The 20199-nt window shown below is 70.9% G+C and carries 19 protein-coding genes and 3 pseudogenes; 14 read left to right on the forward strand and 8 right to left on the reverse strand.

The features are described 5' to 3' along the window. Both AC2VOR_RS18810 and cofC read right to left on the reverse strand, forming a co-directional pair. Window positions 1-682, reverse strand: a pseudogene (locus tag AC2VOR_RS18810) (RNA degradosome polyphosphate kinase); the annotation flags it as partial. An 86-nt stretch (window positions 683-768) separates the two neighbouring features. Further along, window positions 769-1419 (reverse strand): 2-phospho-L-lactate guanylyltransferase, encoded by a 651-nt coding sequence (gene cofC / locus AC2VOR_RS18815; RefSeq protein ID WP_369739578.1) that lies wholly within the window; start codon window positions 1417-1419, stop codon window positions 769-771. A 111-nt stretch (window positions 1420-1530) separates the two neighbouring features. Between cofC and AC2VOR_RS18820 the strand changes: the two genes are divergently transcribed. Beyond that, window positions 1531-2559, forward strand: coding sequence for an NAD(P)H-dependent glycerol-3-phosphate dehydrogenase (locus AC2VOR_RS18820; RefSeq protein WP_369739577.1), 1029 nt, complete (start codon window positions 1531-1533; stop codon window positions 2557-2559). A gap of 62 nt (window positions 2560-2621) precedes the next feature. Continuing rightward, window positions 2622-3749 carry a D-alanine--D-alanine ligase family protein gene (locus AC2VOR_RS18825; protein WP_369741682.1) on the forward strand — a complete coding sequence of 376 codons (1128 nt, stop codon included), beginning with the start codon at window positions 2622-2624 and terminating at the stop codon, window positions 3747-3749. Here the strand turns inward: AC2VOR_RS18825 and AC2VOR_RS18830 are convergent, their stop codons facing one another. Then, window positions 3750-4331, reverse strand: a complete 582-nt coding sequence (locus tag AC2VOR_RS18830) for a DUF3515 domain-containing protein (protein ID WP_486964293.1) — start codon at window positions 4329-4331, stop codon at window positions 3750-3752. An 84-nt stretch (window positions 4332-4415) separates the two neighbouring features. Here AC2VOR_RS18830 and AC2VOR_RS18835 point away from each other — a divergent pair, with 84 nt between their 5' ends. From AC2VOR_RS18835 to AC2VOR_RS18845, 3 genes are read left to right on the forward strand one after another with little or no spacing between them, the layout of a single operon-like run. Further along, window positions 4416-5384: a thiamine-phosphate kinase gene (locus tag AC2VOR_RS18835; RefSeq protein ID WP_369739575.1), complete on the forward strand. Its 969-nt coding sequence runs from the start codon at window positions 4416-4418 to the stop codon at window positions 5382-5384. Between the two features lie 58 nt (window positions 5385-5442). Next, window positions 5443-6126, forward strand: a complete 684-nt coding sequence (locus AC2VOR_RS18840; protein ID WP_369739574.1) for a uracil-DNA glycosylase — start codon at window positions 5443-5445, stop codon at window positions 6124-6126. A gap of 56 nt (window positions 6127-6182) precedes the next feature. Beyond that, the gene (locus AC2VOR_RS18845) at window positions 6183-6539 is read left to right on the forward strand and encodes a nitroreductase family protein (RefSeq protein ID WP_369739573.1); all 357 of its coding nucleotides are present in this window, start codon (window positions 6183-6185) and stop codon (window positions 6537-6539) included. Here AC2VOR_RS18845 and rpmB read toward each other — a convergent pair. After that, complete coding sequence (gene rpmB / locus AC2VOR_RS18850; RefSeq protein ID WP_369739572.1) at window positions 6511-6705, reverse strand: 50S ribosomal protein L28; 195 nt, start codon at window positions 6703-6705, stop codon at window positions 6511-6513. The genes AC2VOR_RS18845 and rpmB overlap by 29 nt on opposite strands. Before the next feature lie 329 nt (window positions 6706-7034). On the opposite strand from rpmB, the gene AC2VOR_RS18855 reads away from it, so the two are divergent. Genes AC2VOR_RS18855 through AC2VOR_RS18865 form a run of 3 tightly spaced genes read left to right on the forward strand, consistent with a single transcriptional unit; the run spans window position 7035 to window position 11655 of the window. Continuing rightward, a complete protein-coding gene (locus AC2VOR_RS18855) occupies window positions 7035-8702 on the forward strand; it encodes a DAK2 domain-containing protein (RefSeq protein WP_369741681.1) in 1668 nt (555 codons plus the stop codon). 2 nt (window positions 8703-8704) lie between these two features. Further along, window positions 8705-10939: an ATP-dependent DNA helicase RecG gene (gene recG / locus AC2VOR_RS18860; protein ID WP_486964294.1), complete on the forward strand. Its 2235-nt coding sequence runs from the start codon at window positions 8705-8707 to the stop codon at window positions 10937-10939. Continuing rightward, window positions 10936-11655, forward strand: a complete 720-nt coding sequence (locus AC2VOR_RS18865) for an HNH endonuclease family protein (protein ID WP_369739570.1) — start codon at window positions 10936-10938, stop codon at window positions 11653-11655. Before recG ends, AC2VOR_RS18865 begins: the two co-directional genes overlap by 4 nt. Window positions 11656-11672: 17 nt before the next feature. Here AC2VOR_RS18865 and AC2VOR_RS18870 read toward each other — a convergent pair whose 3' ends face one another. Further along, window positions 11673-12524: an aldo/keto reductase gene (locus AC2VOR_RS18870; RefSeq protein ID WP_486964295.1), complete on the reverse strand. Its 852-nt coding sequence runs from the start codon at window positions 12522-12524 to the stop codon at window positions 11673-11675. A gap of 5 nt (window positions 12525-12529) precedes the next feature. Next, window positions 12530-13385, reverse strand: a pseudogene (locus tag AC2VOR_RS18875) (aldo/keto reductase). Here AC2VOR_RS18875 and AC2VOR_RS18880 point away from each other — a divergent pair. The 6 genes from AC2VOR_RS18880 to AC2VOR_RS18905 all read left to right on the forward strand — a co-directional run bounded on the left by AC2VOR_RS18880 (window position 13384) and on the right by AC2VOR_RS18905 (window position 18115). Then, entirely contained in the window at window positions 13384-14502 is a 1119-nt protein-coding gene (locus AC2VOR_RS18880; RefSeq protein WP_369739568.1) for an alpha/beta hydrolase, read from the forward strand. The pseudogene AC2VOR_RS18875 and the gene AC2VOR_RS18880 sit on opposite strands and share 2 nt — an antisense overlap. Window positions 14503-14607: 105 nt before the next feature. After that, the gene (locus AC2VOR_RS18885; protein ID WP_369739567.1) at window positions 14608-15372 is read left to right on the forward strand and encodes a DsbA family protein; all 765 of its coding nucleotides are present in this window, start codon (window positions 14608-14610) and stop codon (window positions 15370-15372) included. Next, window positions 15369-16004 (forward strand): vitamin K epoxide reductase family protein, encoded by a 636-nt coding sequence (locus AC2VOR_RS18890; protein ID WP_369739566.1) that lies wholly within the window; start codon window positions 15369-15371, stop codon window positions 16002-16004. The genes AC2VOR_RS18885 and AC2VOR_RS18890 overlap by 4 nt, the downstream gene beginning before the upstream one ends. A 7-nt stretch (window positions 16005-16011) precedes the next feature. Next, window positions 16012-16566: a 16S rRNA (guanine(966)-N(2))-methyltransferase RsmD gene (rsmD, locus tag AC2VOR_RS18895; protein WP_486964296.1), complete on the forward strand. Its 555-nt coding sequence runs from the start codon at window positions 16012-16014 to the stop codon at window positions 16564-16566. 77 nt (window positions 16567-16643) lie between these two features. Next, window positions 16644-17126 (forward strand): pantetheine-phosphate adenylyltransferase, encoded by a 483-nt coding sequence (gene coaD / locus AC2VOR_RS18900; protein WP_369739564.1) that lies wholly within the window; start codon window positions 16644-16646, stop codon window positions 17124-17126. Between the two features lie 35 nt (window positions 17127-17161). Then, on the forward strand, window positions 17162-18115 hold the full coding sequence (locus AC2VOR_RS18905; protein ID WP_369739563.1) for an amidohydrolase family protein: 954 nt from the start codon (window positions 17162-17164) through the stop codon (window positions 18113-18115). A 1-nt stretch (window position 18116) separates the two neighbouring features. Here AC2VOR_RS18905 and AC2VOR_RS18910 read toward each other — a convergent pair whose 3' ends face one another. Continuing rightward, window positions 18117-18725: an alpha/beta hydrolase gene (locus tag AC2VOR_RS18910; RefSeq protein ID WP_486964297.1), complete on the reverse strand. Its 609-nt coding sequence runs from the start codon at window positions 18723-18725 to the stop codon at window positions 18117-18119. Between the two features lie 110 nt (window positions 18726-18835). Next, window positions 18836-19776 (reverse strand): annotated as a pseudogene (locus tag AC2VOR_RS18915) (permease); the annotation flags it as partial. Window positions 19777-20199: the final 423 nt, after the last annotated feature.

Here is a 20199-nt window from a genome sequence, read left to right on the forward strand (position 1 = left end):
CGACGAAGCGGTCGACGTTGTTGGGCACCTTCACCCGGGCGAAGTGCTGGCTGCCGTCCTCGGGTTGCCGCACGCTGACCGCCAGGTTCAGGCTCAAGCCGCTGACGAACGGGAACGGGTGGGCGGGGTCGACGGCCAGCGGCGTCAGAACGGGGAAGACCTGCTCGGTGAAATAGGCGGACAACCGCCCGCGTTCGGGCTGATCCAGATCGGCCCACGTGACGATGTGGATGCCCTCGGCGGCCAGGGCCGGCCGGACCGAGTCGAGGAACACCCGCGCGTGCTGGCTGGCGATCTTCTGGGTCTGCTCGCCGATGACGGCCAACTGCTCGCGCGGTGTCAGGCCGTCGGCGGAGCGCACCGACAGCCCCATCTCGTCGCGACGTTTGAGGCCCGCCACCCGCACCATGTAGAACTCGTCGAGGTTGGAGGCGAAGATCGCCAGGAATTTGGCCCGCTCCAGCAGGGGCAGGGAGCTGTCGGCGGCCAGCGCGAGAACGCGCGCATTGAAGTCCAGCCAGCTGAGTTCCCGGTTGAGGTAACGGTCTTCCGGCAGATCGGTGGTCGCCGCCTGGGTGGTCGCCGGTGGTGCCGACACGGCGGGGTCACCCGCATGCCATACGCTCTCGTCGGGAAGGGGTTCGGCTTCGGTATCGGTCACGAAGAGATCATTGCTCATCACCCCCGTGTGCTGCTAGCGCCGGACATACATCCATCCGCCGTTGGCGCGAAGTTCATCGAACGGGCGAGTCCGCCGGGCGGTCGGCATCACTGCTGGGCGACCGCCCGGGCGGTCGCCGCCCCGACCCCGAGGCGCCGCGCGGCCGTCAGGTCGGCTGGCGTGTCCACGTCGCAACGCAGACCCGGCCACGCGCCCGTCAACTCGATCGCGCCCGAACGACGGTGCCGCGCCGAGGAATCCGGGCCGAACCGGGGGTCGAGCGGTGCTCCGAACGCGCACAGCGCGGAGGTCCCCGTCGCCAACCGGTCGGCGACGAAGCTGCGGCGGTAACCGCGCGCGGCGGCGATCGCCTCCGCCAGTTCCCGGGACTGCAGTGCGGGCAAATCTCCTTGCAGCACAACGGTATTGGCGAACCTGCCGGACACCGACCGCTCGGCGGCGGCGATCGCGTTGTTCAGCGGGTCGCCGTGCCCGTCGGGGGTCGGGTCGGCCAGCACGTCGGCGCCGAGCCCGGCCGCCGCGGCCCCGGCGACCTCGTCGGGCGTGATGACGGTGATCGAACCCAGCGCCGGCACCGCGGCCGCGGCCGTCAGGGTGTCCACGAGCATGGCCAGCACCACCTTCTCGCGGGCCGGCGCCGACAACACGGGGGCCAACCTGGTCTTGGCGGCGGCCAGTCGCTTGACCGCGATGATCAACGCGACGTCGCCTCCGCAGTCGCCCCCGGTGCCGGTCATGAGGTCATCCTGCCAGGGCGCAGCCTCCGGCGGTCCCGCCCGGCACCCTCGCCCGGCTACTGTGGAGCGCCGGGCGACGGTTCGGTGTCGCGACGACAGACAGGGGCGCCAATGGCCGGTACCGGGGGCGACGGCGGGGTCGCGGTGATGGGCGCCGGCGCGTGGGGCACGGCGCTGGCCAAGGTCCTCGTCGACGCCGGGGGACCGGGGGCGGCGGTCAAGCTGTGGGCCCGGCGCGCCGACGTGGCCGAGCAGGTCAACGCCACCCGGTACAACCAGGACTACCTGCCCGCAACGTTGCTTCCGCCGGGCATCCGCGCCACCGCCGACGCGTCCGAGGCGCTGGCGGGTGCATCCACGGTGCTGTTGGGTGTTCCTGCCCAGACGATGCGGGCCAACCTCGAGCGGTGGGCGCCCCTGGTGGCCGACGGCGCCACCCTGGTCAGCCTGGCCAAGGGCATCGAGTTGGGCACCCTGATGCGGATGAGCCAGGTCATCGTCTCGGTGACCGGTGTGGACCCGGCGCAGGTCGCGGTGATCTCCGGGCCGAACCTGGCCGGTGAGATCGCCGCGGGCCAGCCCGCGGCCACGGTGGTGGCCTGTAGCGACTCCGGCCGTGCGGTGGCCCTGCAGCGGATGCTCAACAGCGGGTACTTACGCCCCTACACCAACAGCGACGTGGTCGGCACCGAGATCGGTGGCGCCTGCAAGAACGTCATCGCGCTCGCGTGCGGGATGGCGGCCGGCGTCGGGCTGGGCGAGAACACCGCGGCCGCGATCGTCACCCGCGGCCTGGCCGAGATCATGCGGCTGGGGATAGCGCTCGGCGCCAAGGGCGCGACCCTGGCCGGGCTGGCCGGGGTCGGCGACCTGGTGGCCACGTGCACGTCGCCGTATTCGCGCAACCGCTCGTTCGGCGAACGCCTGGGCCGCGGCGCGACCGTGCAATCGGCGCTGCGGGCCGGCGAGGGGGACACCGTGGTCGAGGGGGTGACGTCGTGTGAATCGGTCCTGGCGCTGGCCTCCAGCTACGACGTCGAGATGCCGCTCACCGACGCCGTGCACCGGGTCTGTCACAAGGGGCTGTCGGTGGACGCCGCGGTGGCCCTGCTGCTGGGCCGCAGCACCAAGCCCGAGTGAGGGCGACCCGCGAGCCGCCCAGCCGGTAGCCTCTCCATATTGTGGATGCCTCTGACCGGCCGGTGGCCCCGCCACCCGGTGGCCGCGTGCGCGTCGCCGTCGTCTTCGGTGGCCGCAGCAACGAGCACGCCATCTCCTGCGTGTCCGCGGGCAGCATCCTGCGCAATCTCGACCGGCGGCGTTTCGACGTGGTCGCGATCGGCATCACCCCGGAAGGCTCCTGGGTGCTCACCGACGGCGACCCGGACTCGCTGGCGATCGCCGACCGGCGGCTGCCGGAGGTGACCACCGAATCGGGCACCGAGCTCTCCCTGCCGGCCGATCCGCGGCGCAGCGGCCAGCTGGTGTCGCTGCCCGCGAGCACCGGCGAGGTCCTGGCGTCGGTCATCGGCGAGGTCGACGTCGTGTTCCCGGTGCTGCACGGTCCCTACGGCGAGGACGGCACCATCCAGGGGCTGCTCGAACTGGCCGGTGTGCCCTACGTCGGAGCCGGGGTGCTGGCCAGCGCGGCCGGCATGGACAAGGAGTTCACAAAGAAGCTGCTGAGTGCCGAGGGGCTGCCCGTCGGCGCGCACGTCGTGCTGCGCCCGTCGCGCTCGACCTTGCGGCCCGAGGAACGCGAGCGGCTCGGGCTGCCGGTCTTCGTCAAGCCCGCCCGCGGCGGGTCCTCGATCGGTGTCAGCCGGGTCTCGAGCTGGGACGAGCTGCCCGCCGCCGTCGCCGGCGCCCGCCGGCACGACCCGAAGGTGATCGTCGAGGCGGCGGTCAACGGGCGCGAGCTGGAGTGCGGTGTGCTCGAGATGCCGGACGGCACCGTGCGGGCCAGCACGCTGGGGGAGATCCGGGTGGCCGGCGTGCGGGGCCGCGAGGACGGGTTCTACGACTTCGCGACCAAATATCTCGACGACGCGGCCGAATTGGACGTGCCCGCCAAGGTCGACGACGACATCGCCGACACCGTGCGCGAATTGGCGATCCGGGCGTTTCGCGCCATCGACTGCCAGGGCCTGGCCCGCGTCGACTTCTTCCTGACGGACGACGGCCCGGTGATCAACGAGATCAATACCATGCCGGGGTTCACCACGATCTCGATGTTCCCCAGGATGTGGGGGGCCGGCGGCGTGGACTACCCGACCCTGCTGGCGACCATGATCGACACGGCCCTGGCCCGGGGGACGGGCCTGCGCTGATCATTCGGGGCGGGCCGGGTCGATCGGCACCGCCGCGACGGTCCGGTCGATCACCTCGGAGAGCTCCTGGATGGGCGTCGGCCCCGAGTCCGGCGGCAGCGTCAGCGCGACGTACACCGGCCGGTCGACCGTGTACCACGTGAAAACCGCCGCGTCAGTCGTTGCGGGACCGGCGGATTGCGCCGAGGGGGCGGTCTCGAACCACTGCACGCGGTCGACGACCTGGATCGGCGACCCCACCACGAAGCCGGGGGGCCGGTCCAGCCCGCAGCGCAGCACCACGGGTTCGCCCCGGGGGTCGGCGCGCCAGGCGGCCACGCCGTGGGGTGCCGGCTGCGCCAGCGGCGCGCGCCGGTACTCGCCCAGCCGTTGCGGCAGCGCGCGCTCCAGCGCCCGGCACGCCGGATCGTCGGCGTGCGGCGCGGGTATCGCCGGAAGGGACACCGGTCGCGGCGGGCCCTCCCGGTTCGCCGCGATGGCCAGCACCACCCCGATCGACACGACGGCCAGCGCCACCGCGGCGACGATCACCGAGCGTGGCGGTCCCGAGTCGCCCGAATCGGTGGCCGGGTCGGTCGTCAACGCCCCCGTGCCTCCTTCTCGTACACTGGCGCGGTCCGCTCGCGCGGGCAGGTACCGAACTTACCGCAGGCCGCAGGAGGCGTGGTGGGCGACGACACGGCCGGCACCGCCCCGACCCTGCGGCAGCTCGGCGAGTTCGCCGTGATCGACCGGTTGGTGCGCGGGCGCCGGCAGCCCGGCACCGTGCTGCTCGGGCCCGGCGACGACGCGGCGATGGTGTCCGCCTCCGACGGCCGGGTGCTGGCGTCCACCGACATGCTGGTGCAGGACCGGCACTTCCGGCTGGACTGGTCGAAGCCCCACGACGTCGGGCGCAAGGCGATCGCGCAGAACGCCGCCGACGTCGAGGCGATGGGCGCGCGGGCGACGGCGTTCCTCGTCGGGTTCGGGGCGCCCGGCGACACGGCGGCGGCCGACGCCGACGCGCTGGTCGACGGGATGTGGGAGGAGGCCGTACGGGTCGGCGCCGGCATCGTCGGCGGTGACCTGGTCAGCTGTCCGCAATGGGTGCTGTCAGTGACGGTGCTGGGCGACCTGGACGGCCGCGCGCCGGTGCTGCGGTCCGGCGCGAAACCCGGTTCGGTGCTGGCCGTCGCGGGCGACCTCGGCCGGTCTGCCGCCGGATACGCGTTGTGGCACAACGGGATCGACGGCTTCGACGACCTGCGCCGCCGGCACCTGGTGCCCCGGCCGCCCTACGGCGCGGGAGCCGTGGCCGCGAGCGCCGGAGCGCAGGCGATGATCGACGTCTCCGACGGGCTCGTCGCCGACCTCGGGCACGTCGCGGAGGCGTCCGGGGTGGGCCTCGACGTGTCCACCGCGGCGCTTGCCGCCGATCGCGACCCGCTGAGTGAGGCCGCCGCCGCGGTGGGCGCCGACGCGTGGTCGTGGGTGTTCGGCGGCGGCGAAGACCACGCGCTGGCGGCCTGTTTCGCCGGCCCGGTGCCGTCCGGATGGCGCGTCATCGGGCGGGTGCTCGACGGCCCGCCCCGGGTTCTCGTCGACGGCGCGCCGTGGGGGAGGTACGCGGGCTGGCAGTCGTTTCAGGATTAGCCGGGCGACGTGAGTAGTGTGGCGCGGTGATCGTCTACGCGATGGCGAGGGGGTGGCGGTGACCGCGCGGCCGATGCACGAGCTTGTCGAGCCGGGGTGGGCGCAGGCCCTCGAGCCGGTGGCCGAGCAGGTGGCGGCGATGGGGCAATTTCTGCGGGCCGAGGTCGCCGCGGGCCGCCGGTACCTACCGGCGGGGCCGAACGTGTTGCGCGCCTTCAACTTTCCTTTCGACAGCGTGCGGGTCCTCATCGTGGGGCAGGACCCTTACCCGACCCCCGGACACGCGGTCGGGCTGAGCTTCTCGGTGGCCCCGGAGGTGCGCCCGCTGCCCCGCAGCCTGGCCAACATCTTCGACGAGTACACCGCGGACCTCGGTCATCCGCAGCCCTCGTGCGGCGACCTGACGCCCTGGGCGCAGCGCGGTGTGCTGCTGCTCAACAGGGTGCTCACCGTGCGCCCGGGCAACCCGGCGTCGCATCGGGGCAAGGGGTGGGAAGTGGTGACGGAGTGCGCGATCCGCGCCCTGGTCGAACGTCCGCAGCCGCTCGTGGCGATCTTGTGGGGCCGCGACGCGTCGACGCTGAAACCGTTGCTGGCCGACGGCGACTGCGTGGCGATCGAGTCGCCCCATCCCTCGCCGCTGTCGGCGTCCCGCGGGTTCTTCGGCTCGCGCCCGTTCAGCCGCGCCAACGATCTGCTGACCAAGCTGGGCGCCGATCCGATCGACTGGCGGTTGCCCTGACCGCGACGAACACCTACGACCTCGACGAGACCATCCGGCGGCGGCGGTCGACGCGGATGTTCCTGGCCGACCCCGTGCCGCGACGCCTGGTCGAGGAGTCGCTGGAACTGGGGATGCTCGCGCCGTCGAACTCCAACGTGCAGCCCTGGCAGGTGGTGTTCGCGTCCGGGCGGGTCGGGACAGGTTGGTCGCGGCCATGCCGGAGAAGGCGCGTTCCGAAGCGCCCAACGTCCCGGAACTCCCGGCGGAGTTCGCCCACCTGCGCCGCGAACTGGGCGCACAGGTCGACGGCGCGATGGGAATCGCCCGCGACGACGGCGAGGCGCGGCGCGTGGCCGTGCTGCGCGGACGATGTTCGGCGTCCGCGGCGAGGTCAGGGCCGGGTCAGCCCCGGGCGACCTTGCCGGCCTTGATGCAGGACGCGCACGCGTTCAGCCGTTGTTTGTTGCCGCCGGGACGGGTGACGACGTGCACGGTCTGGACGTTGGGGTCCCACCGGCGGCTGGTGCGGCGGTGGGAGTGCGACACCGACTTGCCGAAGCCGGGGCCCTTCCCGCAGATATCGCACACAGCAGCCATGTCAAAGCTCCTCAAATCATCGGGGGTCCGGCGAGCCGGCCGGGACAGCGCAACTCAGATCTTCCTGGAAAACCTGGTCGGTCCAGGATACCGACTGCGGTGGGCAACCACCAAAACGATCGGCGCCGACGGCAATCCTACGACGCGCGGTGTCGGCGCCGGTGGCTAGGCTCGATCCGGCCGGTCGCCCGCGCCGGCGGGTGCTGGCTCGCGGGCGGCCGCGCGCGTCGTCGCCGGGCTACGCTGGCGCGCACGGAGGCCGGCGCGGGAGGAGGTGGGTCGCTGTGAACGCTTCGGAAGGCACGCTCGAGGGCAGGCCGGATCGTCCGCTGGACGCGGCGGCCCTGCGGGACTGGGCGCACACCGCCGTCGGCGATCTGATCGTCCACATCGACGAGATCAACCGGCTCAACGTGTACCCCGTCGCCGATTCCGACACCGGCGCGAACATGCTGTTCACCATGCGTTCCGCGCTCGCGGAGGCGAACGCGGCGGCCGGCGGGTCGGGCTGCGTCGCCCGGGTCGCGGCCGCCCTGTCGTCCGGTGCGCTGAACGGCGCCCGCGGCAATTCCGGGGTGATCCTGTCGCAGATTCTTCGTGGTGTCGCCGACGTCGCCGCGGCCCGCGCCGCCGATTGCGGCGGGGAGCTGGCCGAGCTGGATGCCGCCGTCCTCGGGGCGGCGTTGCATCGCGGCGTCGACTTGGTCATCGCCTCGATGGGTGGCCAGGAGGTGCCCGGGACCATCGTCTCGGTGTTGCGGTCCGCCGCCGCCGCCGTCGCGGCGTGCGCCGACGACGGCCTGCCCGCGGCGCTGACCGCCGCGGGCGACGCGGCGGTGGTCGCGCTGGAGAAGACGACGGAGCAACTCGACGTGCTGGCCGACGCCGGTGCCGTCGACGCCGGGGGCCGGGGCCTACTGGTGCTGCTGGACGCGCTGCGGTCGACGGTCACCGGGCAGACGTCCGCCCGCGAGGTGTACGAGCTGTCGCCGCGCGCGCCGCAGCCCGACGCCCCCGCCGAACGGCCGTCACCGCAGTTCGAGGTGATGTACCGACTGGACGGTTGCGCCGCCGCCGGTGCGGACGTGCTGCGGGACCGGCTCGAGGAACTGGGCGACTCCGTGGCGATCGCGGCCGCGCCGTCGACGGAGGGCGGCTATTCGGTGCACGTGCACACCGACGACGCCGGCGCCGCGATCGAGGCGGGGCTGGCCGCCGGGCGGCCCAGCCGGATCGTCGTGTCAGCCCTGAGCTCGGGGGCCGCGGGATTGCCGGCGGGCAGCTGGACGCGGGAACGGGCGGTGTTGGCCGTCGTCGACGGCGACGGGGCCGCCGAGCTGTTCGGCGGCGAGGGCGCCTGCGTGCTGCGTTCGGACCCCGACGGCACCGAGTTGCCCGGCCACATCAGCGCCCACCAGCTGATGCGGGCCGTGGTGGACACCGGCGCCGCGCAGGTGATGGTGCTGCCCAACGGACTCGTGGCCGTCGAGGAACTGGTGGCCGGCTGCACTGCGGCCATCGGCTGGGGCATCGACGTGGTGCCGATACCGACCGGGTCGATGGTGCAGGGGCTGGCCGCGCTGGCCGTGCACGAAACCGGCAGGCAGGCCGTCGACGACGGCTACACGATGGCGCGGGCCGCCGGGGCGGCCCGCCACGGCTCGGTGCGCATCGCGACCGAGAGCGCGCTGACGTGGGCGGGCCGCTGCAAACCGGGCGACGGCCTGGGCATCGCGGGCGACGAGGTGCTGATCGTGGCCGACGACGCGGCCGGGGCCGCGATCGGGCTGATCGACCTGCTGCTGGCCTCGGGTGGGGACCTGGTGACGGTGCTGGTGGGCGCCGCCATGGAACCAGACCACGCGACGGCCGGCGAGGATTCCGCGGGCGTCGGCGACGTACTGCAGCGGCACGTGCACGACCACCACCCGGGCACCGAGCTGGTCACCTACCGCACGGGCCACCGCGGCGACGTGCTGCTCATCGGGGTCGAGTAACCGTGGCATCACTCGGCGAACCGCTGACCTTCGTCCTGGGCGCCAAGGCCGCCGACCCACTCGAAGAGGCCTTTGGCATCCGCACCGTCAACGACCTGCTGCGCCACTATCCGCGCAGCTACACCGAGGGCGCGACCCGCTGGGGCGCCGACGGGGACGGTCAGCAACGCCCGGAGGCCGGCGAGCACATCACGATCGTCGACACGATCGCCCAGACCGAGTCGTTCCCGATGCGCAAGACCCCGAAGAAGAAGTGTCTGCGCATCACGCTCGGCTCCGGCCGCAGCAAGGTGACCGCGACGTTCTTCAACGCGAACTACCTGATGAAGGACCTCACCGAGGGCACCAAGGTGATGCTGTCCGGGGAGGTCGGGTTCTACAAGAACGTCATGCAGCTCACGCACCCGGCGTTTCTCATCCTCGACTCACCGGACGGCAAGAGCCGCGGCACGAGCTCGCTCAAGAACATCGCCATCGCCTCGCAGGCCACCGCCGGCGAGGTGCAGATGTCGGCGTTCGAGCGGGCCTTCTTCCCGATTTACCCGGCAACCACCAAGGTGCAGAGCTGGGACATCTTCCGCTGCGTGCGCCAGGTGCTCGACGTCCTCGACCCGGTCGACGATCCGCTGCCGGCGGCGCTGCTCGCCCAGTACGGCCTGGTCTCGCAGGACCGCGCGCTGCGCGACATTCACCTGGCCGAGAGCGAGCCGGAGCGCCGGCGGGCGCGCGAACGCCTGACCTTCGACGAGGCCGTAGGCCTGCAGTGGGGACTGCTCGGCCGCCGGCACAGCAAGCTGGCGGAATCGGGGCCCCCGGCGCCGGTGCGGGACGATGGCCTGGCATCAGAACTGTTGCGGCGGCTGCCATTCGAGCTGACGGCGGGTCAGCGCGACGTGCTCGACGTGATCGCGCGGGACCTGTCGGCCACCCGGCCGATGAATCGGCTGCTGCAGGGCGAGGTGGGCTCGGGAAAGACGATCGTCGCCGTGCTGGCGATGCTGCAGCTGGTCGACGCCGGCTACCAGTGCGCGCTGCTGGCACCGACGGAAGTCCTTGCCGCCCAACATCTCCGGTCGATCCGCGACGTCCTGGGCCCGTTGGGCATGGCGGGCCAGCTGGGTGGGGAGGACAGCGACGACGGGGTAGCCACCAGGGTGGCGTTGCTGAGCGGATCGATGACGGCGGCGCAGAAGAAGCACGTCCGCGCCGAGGTCGCGTCCGGCGAGGCCGGGATCGTCATCGGCACCCACGCGCTGCTGCAGGACGCGGTGGAGTTCCACAACCTGGGCATGGTGGTGGTCGACGAGCAACACCGGTTCGGCGTCGAGCAGCGAGACCAGTTGCGCGCCAAGGCCGTTCCCGGGATCACGCCGCACCTGCTGGTGATGACGGCCACCCCGATCCCGCGGACCGTCGCACTGACCGTCTACGGCGACCTGGAAACCTCGACGCTGCGCGAACTTCCGCGGGGCCGCCGGCCCATCACCACCAACGCGATCTTCGTCAAGGACAAGCCCGCGTGGCTGGAGCGTGCCTGGCAGCGCATCGCCGAGGAGGTCGCCGAGGGCCGCCAGGCCTACGTGGTGGCGCCGCGGATCGACGAGAGTGACGGCAGAGAGGAGCAGGACGCCCGCCCCTCGGCGACCGCCGAGGGGCTGTTCGCGCGGTTGCGTTCCCATGAGCTGGCCGCCCTGCGGCTGGGCCTGATGCACGGACGGCTGCCGGCCGACGAGAAGGACGCCGTGATGGCGGCCTTCCGTGCGCGCGAGATCGACGTCCTGGTGTGCACCACCGTCATCGAGGTGGGCGTCGACGTACCCAACGCGACCGTCATGCTGGTGATGGACGCCGACCGGTTCGGGATCAGCCAGCTGCACCAGTTGCGGGGTCGCATCGGCCGCGGCGAGCACGACAGCCTGTGCCTGCTGGCCAGCTGGGTGCCGCCGGGATCGCGGGCCGGCCAGCGGCTCACCGCCGTCGCCGGCACCCTGGACGGCTTCGTCCTCGCCGACCTCGACCTCAAGGAGCGCCGGGAAGGAGATGTGTTGGGCCGCAACCAGTCCGGGCGCGCGATCAACCTGCGTCTGCTTTCCCTGGCCGAGCATCGCGAGGTCATCGAGGCGGCGCGCGAGTTCTGCGCCCGGGCCCACGAGCAGGACCCCGGGGACGCCGGACTGGAATTGCTGGCGGCCACGTTCACCAACACCGACCGCATCGAATACCTGGACAAGTCGTGAGGGGCCCCAACCGCAAGCTGCTGTTGTGGTTGTCGGCGATCGCGGTGTTCGCCCTGGTGGTCGCCTACCAGACGCTGGGCTCGAAGGCGGCCCAGCGCGCCGAGGTCGCCGCGCGCGCCGACGTGCCCACGGTGGCGCCCGGCACCGACGTGCTCGCCGGCATCGCGGTGCTGCCGCAGCGGCTGCACCGCTACGACTACCGCAGGGCGGCGTTCGGCGACGCGTGGGACGACGACAACGACGCCCCGCTCGGGCACAACGGGTGCGACACCCGCGACGACATCCTCAACCGCGACCTCGTCGACAAGACCTATGTGTCGATCAAGCGCTGCCCGGACGCGGTGGCCACCGGAACGCTGCATGACCCGTACACCGACAAGACCATCGCGTTCCAGCGCGGCGCGCACACCGGTGAGTCGGTGCAGATCGACCACATCGTCCCGCTGGCCTACGCGTGGGACATGGGGGCCTACGCCTGGCCGTTTCCGGAGCGGTTGCGCTTCGCCAACGACCCGGCCAACCTGCTGGCCGTGGACGGGCAGGCCAACCAGGACAAGGGCGATTCCCCGCCGGCGCGCTGGATGCCGCCGAACACCGCGTTCGACTGCCAGTACGCCATGCAGTTCATCGCCGTGCTGCGCGGCTACCGGCTACCGGTCGACGAACCTTCCGCCGGCGTTCTGAGGCAGGCCGCGGCCACCTGCCCGGCGGGCTGAGGCAGGCGCGCCCCGGGTCAGGAGCCGGTGCCGTCGAAGGTGTCCGGGTCCGGGCGCAGCCGGGTGCCGTCGTGCAGGCCGTTGATCGCGTCCATGTGCGAGGAGGCCAGATCGAAGTCGAAGACGTCGAAGTCACCGGCGATGTGCTCGGCCCGGGCCGAGCGGAACACCACGGCGTTACCCAGCTGCAGGTTCCACCGCAGCAGCACCTGCGCGGGCGTCTTGCCGTATTCGGCGGCGACCGAGGTGACCGTCGGGTTGTCCATCAGCTTGCCCAGCGCCAGCGGCGTGTAGGACTGCGTCACCACGTTGTGCTGCGCGTTCACCTTGCGCAGCTCGTCCTGGTTGAGCAGCGGATGCAGCTCGATCTGGTTGACGGCCGGGGTGACGAAACACAGGTCGATGACGGTCGACAGGTGGTCGTCGGTGAAGTTGCAGACGCCGATGGAGCGGGCGTGGCCCTCGCCGCGGCACTGGATCAGGCCGCCGAAGGAATCCACGTATTTGCCCAGCGACGGGGCCGGCCAGTGCACCAGGTAGAGGTCCACGTAGTCCAGGCCGAGTCGCTCCAGGCTGGCGGAGCAGGCGTGCTGGGAACTGGTGAAACCCTGGTCGGCCGTGGCCAGCTTGGTGGTGACGAAAAGCTCCGCGCGCGGAATGCCGGAGGCCGCGATCGCTCGGCCCACGCCGGCCTCGTTGCCGTAGGCGGCGGCGGTGTCGATCAGCCGGCAGCCGATCTCCAGCGCCGCCGACACCGCGCGTTCGGCCTCGTCGTCCGACAACTCCGCGACGCCCAGGCCGAGAACCGGCATGGTGTTCTCGTCGTTGAGAGCTATCGAGGGTACGGCGGCGCCCGAGTCGCCAGTCACGTCATTCACCTACCTGTGAAATTGAAGGTTCGTGGATCCGGCCCGAGCCGCGTTCCGTCCTCGAGCGAAGAAATCCGCGCCATCTGGTCGGCGCTGAGTTCGAAATCGAACACGTCGAAGTTACTCGCTATCCGTGAGGGGTTCACCGACTTGGGGATCACGATATTACCCAGCTGGATGTGCCAGCGAATCAACACCTGCGCCGCGGTTCGTCCACAACTTTCCGCGACCGCCACCACCGTCGGGTCGGCCAGCAGTTCTCCCTGGCCCAGGGGCGCCCACGCCTCCGTCGCGATGCCTCGCTGCGCGTGCACCTCGCGCAGCTCGTGCTGGGGGAACCGGGGATGCAGTTCGATCTGGTTGACCGCCGGGACGATGCCGGTGGCGTCCATGAGAACCGTGAGGTGCTCGGGTTCGAAGTTGCTGACCCCGATCGAGCGGATCCGGCCCTGATCGCGCAGGTGGGCGAACGCCTTGAAGGTGTCCACGAACGTGTTCTGCGCGGGCACCGGCCAGTGGATCAGGTAAAGGTCGAGATAGTCCAGCCCCAGCCGGTCCATGCTGGCCTGAAATATCGGGGAACGCGGCCAGCGTGCTGTCGTAACCCTGGTCCGCGTTCCACAGTTTGGTCACCACGTAAAGTTGGTCGCGCGGCACGCCGGACTCGGCAACCGCCCGCCCGGTTTCCCGTTCGTTGCGGTAGGCCGCGGCGGTGTCGATGTGCCGGTAACCGGCCCGCAGCGCGGCGCTGACCGCCTGCTCGGCTTCCGCCGGCGGGACCTTGAACACCCCGAGCCCGACGATGGGGATCGCATTACCGTCGTTGAGCGTGACGCAGTTCTTCTCGAGGGAGCGGCCCATGTCTAAGAGTGTGCCAGGCGAGCAGGAGCTCCAGTCCGGAGCGAAGCGCGTGTCGATGCGCCTGCCCGCTCGCCTGCAGGGCGCGGTCACGACCATCGGCGTCAAGGTCATCCCGTGGATACCGGACCGGGCCAAACGGGTGCTGTTCGGCGGCCGTTCGGTCATCATCGACGGCAATACGCTGGACCCCACGCTGCAGCTCATGCTGTCGGGTCTGCGCGCGGTCGGCGTCGACGGCCTGGTCGTGGATGACGATCCGGCGGCATCCCGGGCCCAGATGCACGAGATGACCGTCGGGTTTCCCGGGCCGCAGATCCACGTCGAGGTCGACGACCTCTCGCTGCCCGGGCCGGCCGGCGCGATTCCGGCGCGCCACTACCGCCCGGCGGCCGGCGGTCCCGCACCTCTGCTGGTCTTCTACCACGGCGGGGGCTGGGTGCTCGGCGACCTGGACACCCACGACATGCTGTGCCGGTTGACCTGCCGCGACGCCGGCATCCACGTGTTGTCCGTGGACTACCGGCTGGCGCCCGAGCACGCCGCCCCGGCGGCGATCGAGGACGCCTACGCGGCCTTCGTGTGGGCCCACGAGCACGCCGCCGAACTCGGTGCGACGCCCGGGCGCGTCGCGGTGGGCGGGGACAGCGCGGGCGGCAACCTGGCCGCGGTGGTGTGCCAGCTGGCCCGCGACGACGCCGGGCCCGCCCCGGTGCTGCAGTGGCTGATCTACCCGCGGACCGACTTCACCGCGCGGACCCGGTCGCTGAGCCTGTTCGCCCGCGGGTTCTTGCTCACCAAGCGCGACATGGACTGGTTCCACGCCCAGTACCTGAGGGATTCCGGCATCGACCCGGCGGATCCGCGGGTGTCGCCGCTGCTGGCCGGGTCGCTGTCGGATCTGGCGCCGGCGCTGATCGCGGTCGCCGGTTTCGACCCATTGCGCGACGAGGGGGCGAGCTACGCGGCGGCGCTGCGGGCGGCCGGCACCCCGGTGGACCTGAGGTCGATGGGTTCGCTGACCCACGGCTTCGCCAACCTGTTCCCGCTGGGAGGCGGTAGCGCGGCCGCGACCAGCGAACTGATTTCGGCGCTGCGCGCTCATCTGAGCCGCGCGTGAGGCGCCCGGTAGTCTAGAGGCGCCGTCGCCCGACCGTGGTCGGGGCAATACGCAGCGAAAGACCCACGCACCGAAAGACCCCCGCACCGAAAGATCAGGGAACCCGTGGCCGACAACCCCAAACGTCCCCCGCGATTCGACATGTCCTCCGGCGGCGGCAAATCCGGCCGCCTCATCCAGATCGGCGGCACCGCGATCGTGGTGATCTTCGCGGTCGCCCTCGTGGCCTACATCGTCACGTCGCATCACAAAAAGGACGGCAACACCGGTTCGGGCGACACGGTGCGGGTGACGTCGAGCAAGTTGGTCACCCAGCCCGGCACCGGCAATCCCAAGGCGACGGTCACCTTCTACGAGGACTTTCTGTGCCCGGCCTGTGGGAACTTCGAGCGCACCTTCGGCCCGACGGTGTCCAAGTTGATCGACATCGGGGCGATCGAGGCCGACTACTCCATGGTCTCGATTCTGGACAGCCCGCGGAACCAGGACTACTCGTCGCGGGCCGGCGCGGCGGCCCTGTGCGTCGCCGACGAGTCCATCAGCGCGTTCCGCCGTTTCCACGCCGCCTTGTTCAGCAGCGACATCCAGCCCAGCGAACGCGGCACCAGCTTTCCCGACAACGCCAGGTTGATCGAGATCGCCCGGGAATCCGGCGTGGTGGGCAAGGTGCCGGACTGCATCAACAGCGGCAAGTACCTGTCCAAGGTGACCGGCGAGGCGGCGGCCGCGCACATCAACGCGACCCCGACCATCAAGATCAACGGCGACGACTACGACCCGTCGACACCCGACGCGCTGGTCGCCAAGATCAAGACCATCGTCGGCGACGTGCCGGGCATCGACACCGCGGTCAAGCCTGCGGCTTCGTGACGGCCCCGGTGTCAGCCGAACCCGTCGCACCGGTGGGCGCGGATTCGCCTCCGCGGGAGCGCGTCCCGGCGCCCAGCGCGTGGTGGATGCTGCTCGGCGGTGCGATCGGGTTGGTGGCCTCGCTGACCCTGACGGTGGAGAAGATCCACCTGCTGGGCAATCCGTCGTACGTGCCCTCCTGCAACCTCAACCCGGTCCTGGCGTGCGGATCGGTGATGGTCACGCCGGAGGCGTCGATCATGGGGGTGCCCAACACGCTGCTCGGGATCGTGGGTTTCACCGTGGTCATCGTGACCGGTGTCCTGGCGTTGGCGAAAGTGGCTTTGCCGCAATGGTATTGGACCGGCCTGACAGTCGGAATCCTGGGCGGGGTGGCGTTCGTGCACTGGTTGATCTTCCAGAGCCTGTATCGCATCGGGGCGTTGTGCCCGTACTGCATGGTGGTCTGGGTGGTGAGCGTCTCGCTGCTGGTCGTGTTGGCATCGGTCGCGGTGCGCCCGGAACTCGGGCAGGCGGGGGCCGCGACGCGGCTGCTCCACCACTGGCGCTGGTCGCTCGCCGTGCTCTGGTTCACCGCCGTGTTCCTGCTCATCATGGTCCGGTTCTGGGACTATTGGTCGACGCTGCTGTAGGTGCCCGGTGACCCGGATCATCGGAGGTGCCGCCGGGGGGCGGCGCATCGCCGTGCCCCCGCGCGGAACGCGGCCGACCACCGACCGGGTGCGCGAATCGCTGTTCAACATCCTCGCCGCGCGCCGGGACCTGACCGGCCTGGCCGTGCTGGACCTCTACGCCGGTTCGGGGGCGCTCGGACTCGAGGCACTGTCGCGCGGCGCGGGCTCCGCGGTGTTCGTGGAGTCCGACCAGCGCGCCGCCGCCGTCCTCGCGCGCAACATCGACACCCTCGGCCTGCCCGGCGCGACGCTGCGCCGGGGGCCGGTGGCCGCGGTCCTGGCGGGCGGGGCGGCGGCTCCGGTCGACCTGGTGCTGGCCGACCCCCCGTATGACGTCGACGCCGCGGAGGTCGGGGCCGTCCTGACCGCTTTGGTCGACCACGGGTGGGCGCACGAGGGAACCGTCGTCGTGGTCGAGCGCGGGGCGAACGGCGCGGCCCTGACCTGGCCGCCCGGCTGGCGGCCATGGCCGTCGCGTGGCTACGGCGACACCCGACTGGAGATGGCCGAGGTGGGCTGAGGCGGACGTGTACCGTCATGCGTCATGGACGCCGCTGTTCCTCATCGCCCGGACCCGCATCGTCGGCGGCGCGGCCTGTGACGGGCGCGGTGTGCCCCGGGTCGTTCGACCCGGTGACGTTGGGCCACATCGACGTTTTCGAGCGGGCCGCGGGCCAGTTCGACGAGGTGGTCGTCGCGATCCTGTCCAACCCGGCCAAGCAGGGCATGTTCGCCCTCGACGAGCGGATCGCCATGATCGAGGAGTCGACGACGCACCTGCCGAACCTGCGGGTGGAGGCGGGAGAAGGCCTGGTGGTCGACTTCGTCACGGCCCGCGGGATGACGGCCATCGTCAAGGGGCTGCGCACCGACACCGACTTCGAATACGAGCTGCAGATGGCGCAGATGAACAAGCACATCGCCGGTGTCGACACCTTTTTCGTGGCGACCGCGCCGGAGTATTCGTTCGTGTCGTCGTCGCTGGCCAAGGAGGTCGCGACGCTGGGCGGTGACGTGTCCCGGCTGTTGCCCGAACCGGTGAACCGCCGCATGCGCGGCAAGCTCGCCGACCGTCGCTGAATGGCGTTCCGCCGCAACGATTCAGAAGGGACCCGGTGAGATACATCGCCTTGGAAGAGGCCTTCTCGATCCCCGGGATCGCCGATCCCATGCCCGGGTTGTCCTTGCGCGCAACGCCGTACGCCGAGGAATGGCTGCGCAAGCTGCCCGACTTCACCCAGTACCGGCTCCCGGAGATGGACGCCGCCGGCATCGACGTCCAGGTGCTGTCGCTGACCGTTCCCGGTCTGCAGGCCGACCTCGACGCCGCCACGGCGCGCGACAACGCCCGGCGCGCCAACGACTTCCTGGCCGATGTGGTGTCCCGGCACCCGTCCCGGTTCCGCGGTTTCGCCGCGCTACCTCTGCAGGATCCCGGGGCGGCGGTCGCCGAATTGGAGCGCTGCATCGGCGAGCTGGGGTTCTGCGGCGCGTTGGTCAACGACCATCTGGGTGGTCACTACCTCGACGAGCCGATCTTCGAACCGCTGTGGGAAGCGCTGGAATCTTTGGCCGTCCCGCTGTACCTGCACCCCGGCGCCCCGCCGGCCGATCACTGGCACGTGCTGAACGGCCACCCGGAACTCTATGGCGCCATGTGGAGTTGGGCGGCCGAGGTGTCGGGGCACGCGCTGCGGATCCTGTGTGGCGGCGTGTTCGACCGCCACCCGTCCGCGACGCTGATCCTGGGCCACATGGGCGAGTTCCTGCCGTTCCAGCGCAGCCGGCTGGACTCGCGGTATGCGACCACCACCCCCGACTACCGGCTACACCGCCCCCCATCGGCCTACCTGGGCACCAACATCGTGTTCACCACCAGCGGCGTCTTCTCCCCGGCGACGCTCACCGGCGCCGTGCTCGAGGTCGGGGCGGACGCCATCATGTTCTCCGTCGACTATCCCTACGAGTCGTCGCAGGCGGCCGTCGACGGGTTCGAGCGCACCACGCTGAGCGCGGCCGACCGCGCGAAGATCGCCCACGGCAACGCCGAACGCATCTTGCGGATCTGACTCATCCGATGGCCGCACCGATTCGGTCGGCCACCTCCAGGGTCGCCCGATGCGCCGCCTTCGACGACCGGCTGAACTGCGGGAACCCGGGGATGAGATCGGGATGATGGATGTAGGTCAGCTCGTTTACGGCCGCGGCGAGTTTCCTCGCGTAGGCGTGCCCGACGTCCCGGAGCGGGTCGAAGCCGTTGGTGACCAGGATCGCCGGCGGCAGGCCGGTGTGGCTCGGGGCGTTCATCGGGGTGATACACGGGTCGCGCGCGTCGTCGCCGTCGCGCAGGAGGTTGCGGGTCGGGTACTTCGACTCGGGTGCCAGCCGGTAGCCGACCGCGTCGGTGCTGATCCCGGCGCGCTCGGCGATCAGCCGCACCGGAACCTCGAACTCGTCGAGCGTGCCGTAGGTGTAGCCGCCGCCGTGCAGGTAGACCAGCGCGCCCGACGGGGTGGACGCCGGCCGGGTGGGGGGGTGCCGGCGGACCGGGATGGATCCGTGCGGCACCAGGTGCTGCACCGAGCCGATCGGCGGCCAGGGTCCCACGCCGAGCTGCCGGTGTTCGCGGCGCCCCTGGGCGATCGGGATGTCTGCGCCCAGCCTCGGGCCGCCGGGCAACCATGCCCGCAGTTCGGGGTCGAGGGTGCCGCGACCGACCGAGTCGGGGTGGTGGTGCGGTCGTAGACGGGCGCCCGATCCGCCTACCCGTCTCGTCCCGCCGGAAACGGCTGTGCCGGAATGAGATGCGCTGTGCCGAAGATCAATTCGACAAGGTATCCGGCGACGACCATCGCGGCGTAGAAGGTGGCCGGCAGCGTCAGCATCATCCTGGTGCCGTAGTACTTGCGGTAGATGTTCAAGATCGGCACGATCAGCAGGTCGGCGTAGATGAACGCGACGACGCCACCGAAGCTGATGCCGCCGTTCCACAGCACCGCGGCAAGCGGCACATTGCCGATCGAGCAGACGAACGAAGCGATCGCCACGACCGGTCCGACGATCGGCCCCCACAGTGCCGCCCAGCCCGGGTGGTCGGCCAAAAAGAAGCCCTGCCAGAAGCTTTCGGGCACCCAGGCTCCGATGGCCCCGCGATCAACAGGCCCACGACCAGGTCACGCAGAATCGCCGACCACTCCATGACGAACACGTGCGACACCGAGGTGAAGCCCTGGCGGGACAGGAGCCGTCGCCAGAACGAACCCTCGTCCTGGATCGACATGTCCATCGCCGCATGGCCTTCCATCGATCCGGCCAGTCCCCGCTCGGCCTGTGCGCGGGCGGCGTCGACGAGCCGGGAGCGCACGAAGACGCGGAACAGGACGGCCAGCGCGACGATCATCAGCGGCCCGCCGACGAACTCCGCGGCGGTGAACTGCCACCCCGTCAGCAGCGCCAGGATGCTGCCCAACTCCACGACCAGATTGGTGGAGCCGCTCTCGAAGGCCATCGCCGCGGTGAAGTTGGCGCCCTTGCGGAACAGTGACCGGGCCAGGGCGACGGCCGCATACGAGCACGACGACGAGGCCGCGCCCAGGCCCGCCGCCGGCGCGAGGGTGCGGGGCCGGTCGTCACCGAGGAGGGCAACGACCGTCGAGCGGCGCACCACGGCCTGCACCACCGCGGACAGGGTGAAGCCGAGGATCAGCGCCCACAGGATCTCCCACGTCATCGTGCCGGCCAGGCCCAGGGCGTGGCCGATCGCTGCCAGCACTGTCACGAATTCCTCCGCCCGGTTGGCGCCGCCCGCCCCGACGCACGTATACCCCAGTGGGGTATAAGGCAAAGCCGTGTGCGGGGGGACACCCCCAATTCTGGGATTCGCCCCGGACGTCGCGCTCTCTAGAATCGCTGTCTGCGCGACAAAAAGCCGCGACAAAACAGCGACAAAACGCGACAAAGGCGCGAACGGGCGAATTCCTGCGAAATTCTCCCCGTTCTCCGCCGGGCAGGTGCCCGACACACCGGCGTCGCCACCACTGTCACGGACGTAACAACAGGCACACTGGTAACAACAGAGTTTTTTGGCGAGACGCCCAGGAGGGTATGGCCGTGTACCGAGTCTTTGAAGCGCTGGACGAACTGGCCGCCATTG

This window comes from Mycobacterium sp. TH-M103 (assembly GCF_057473785.1).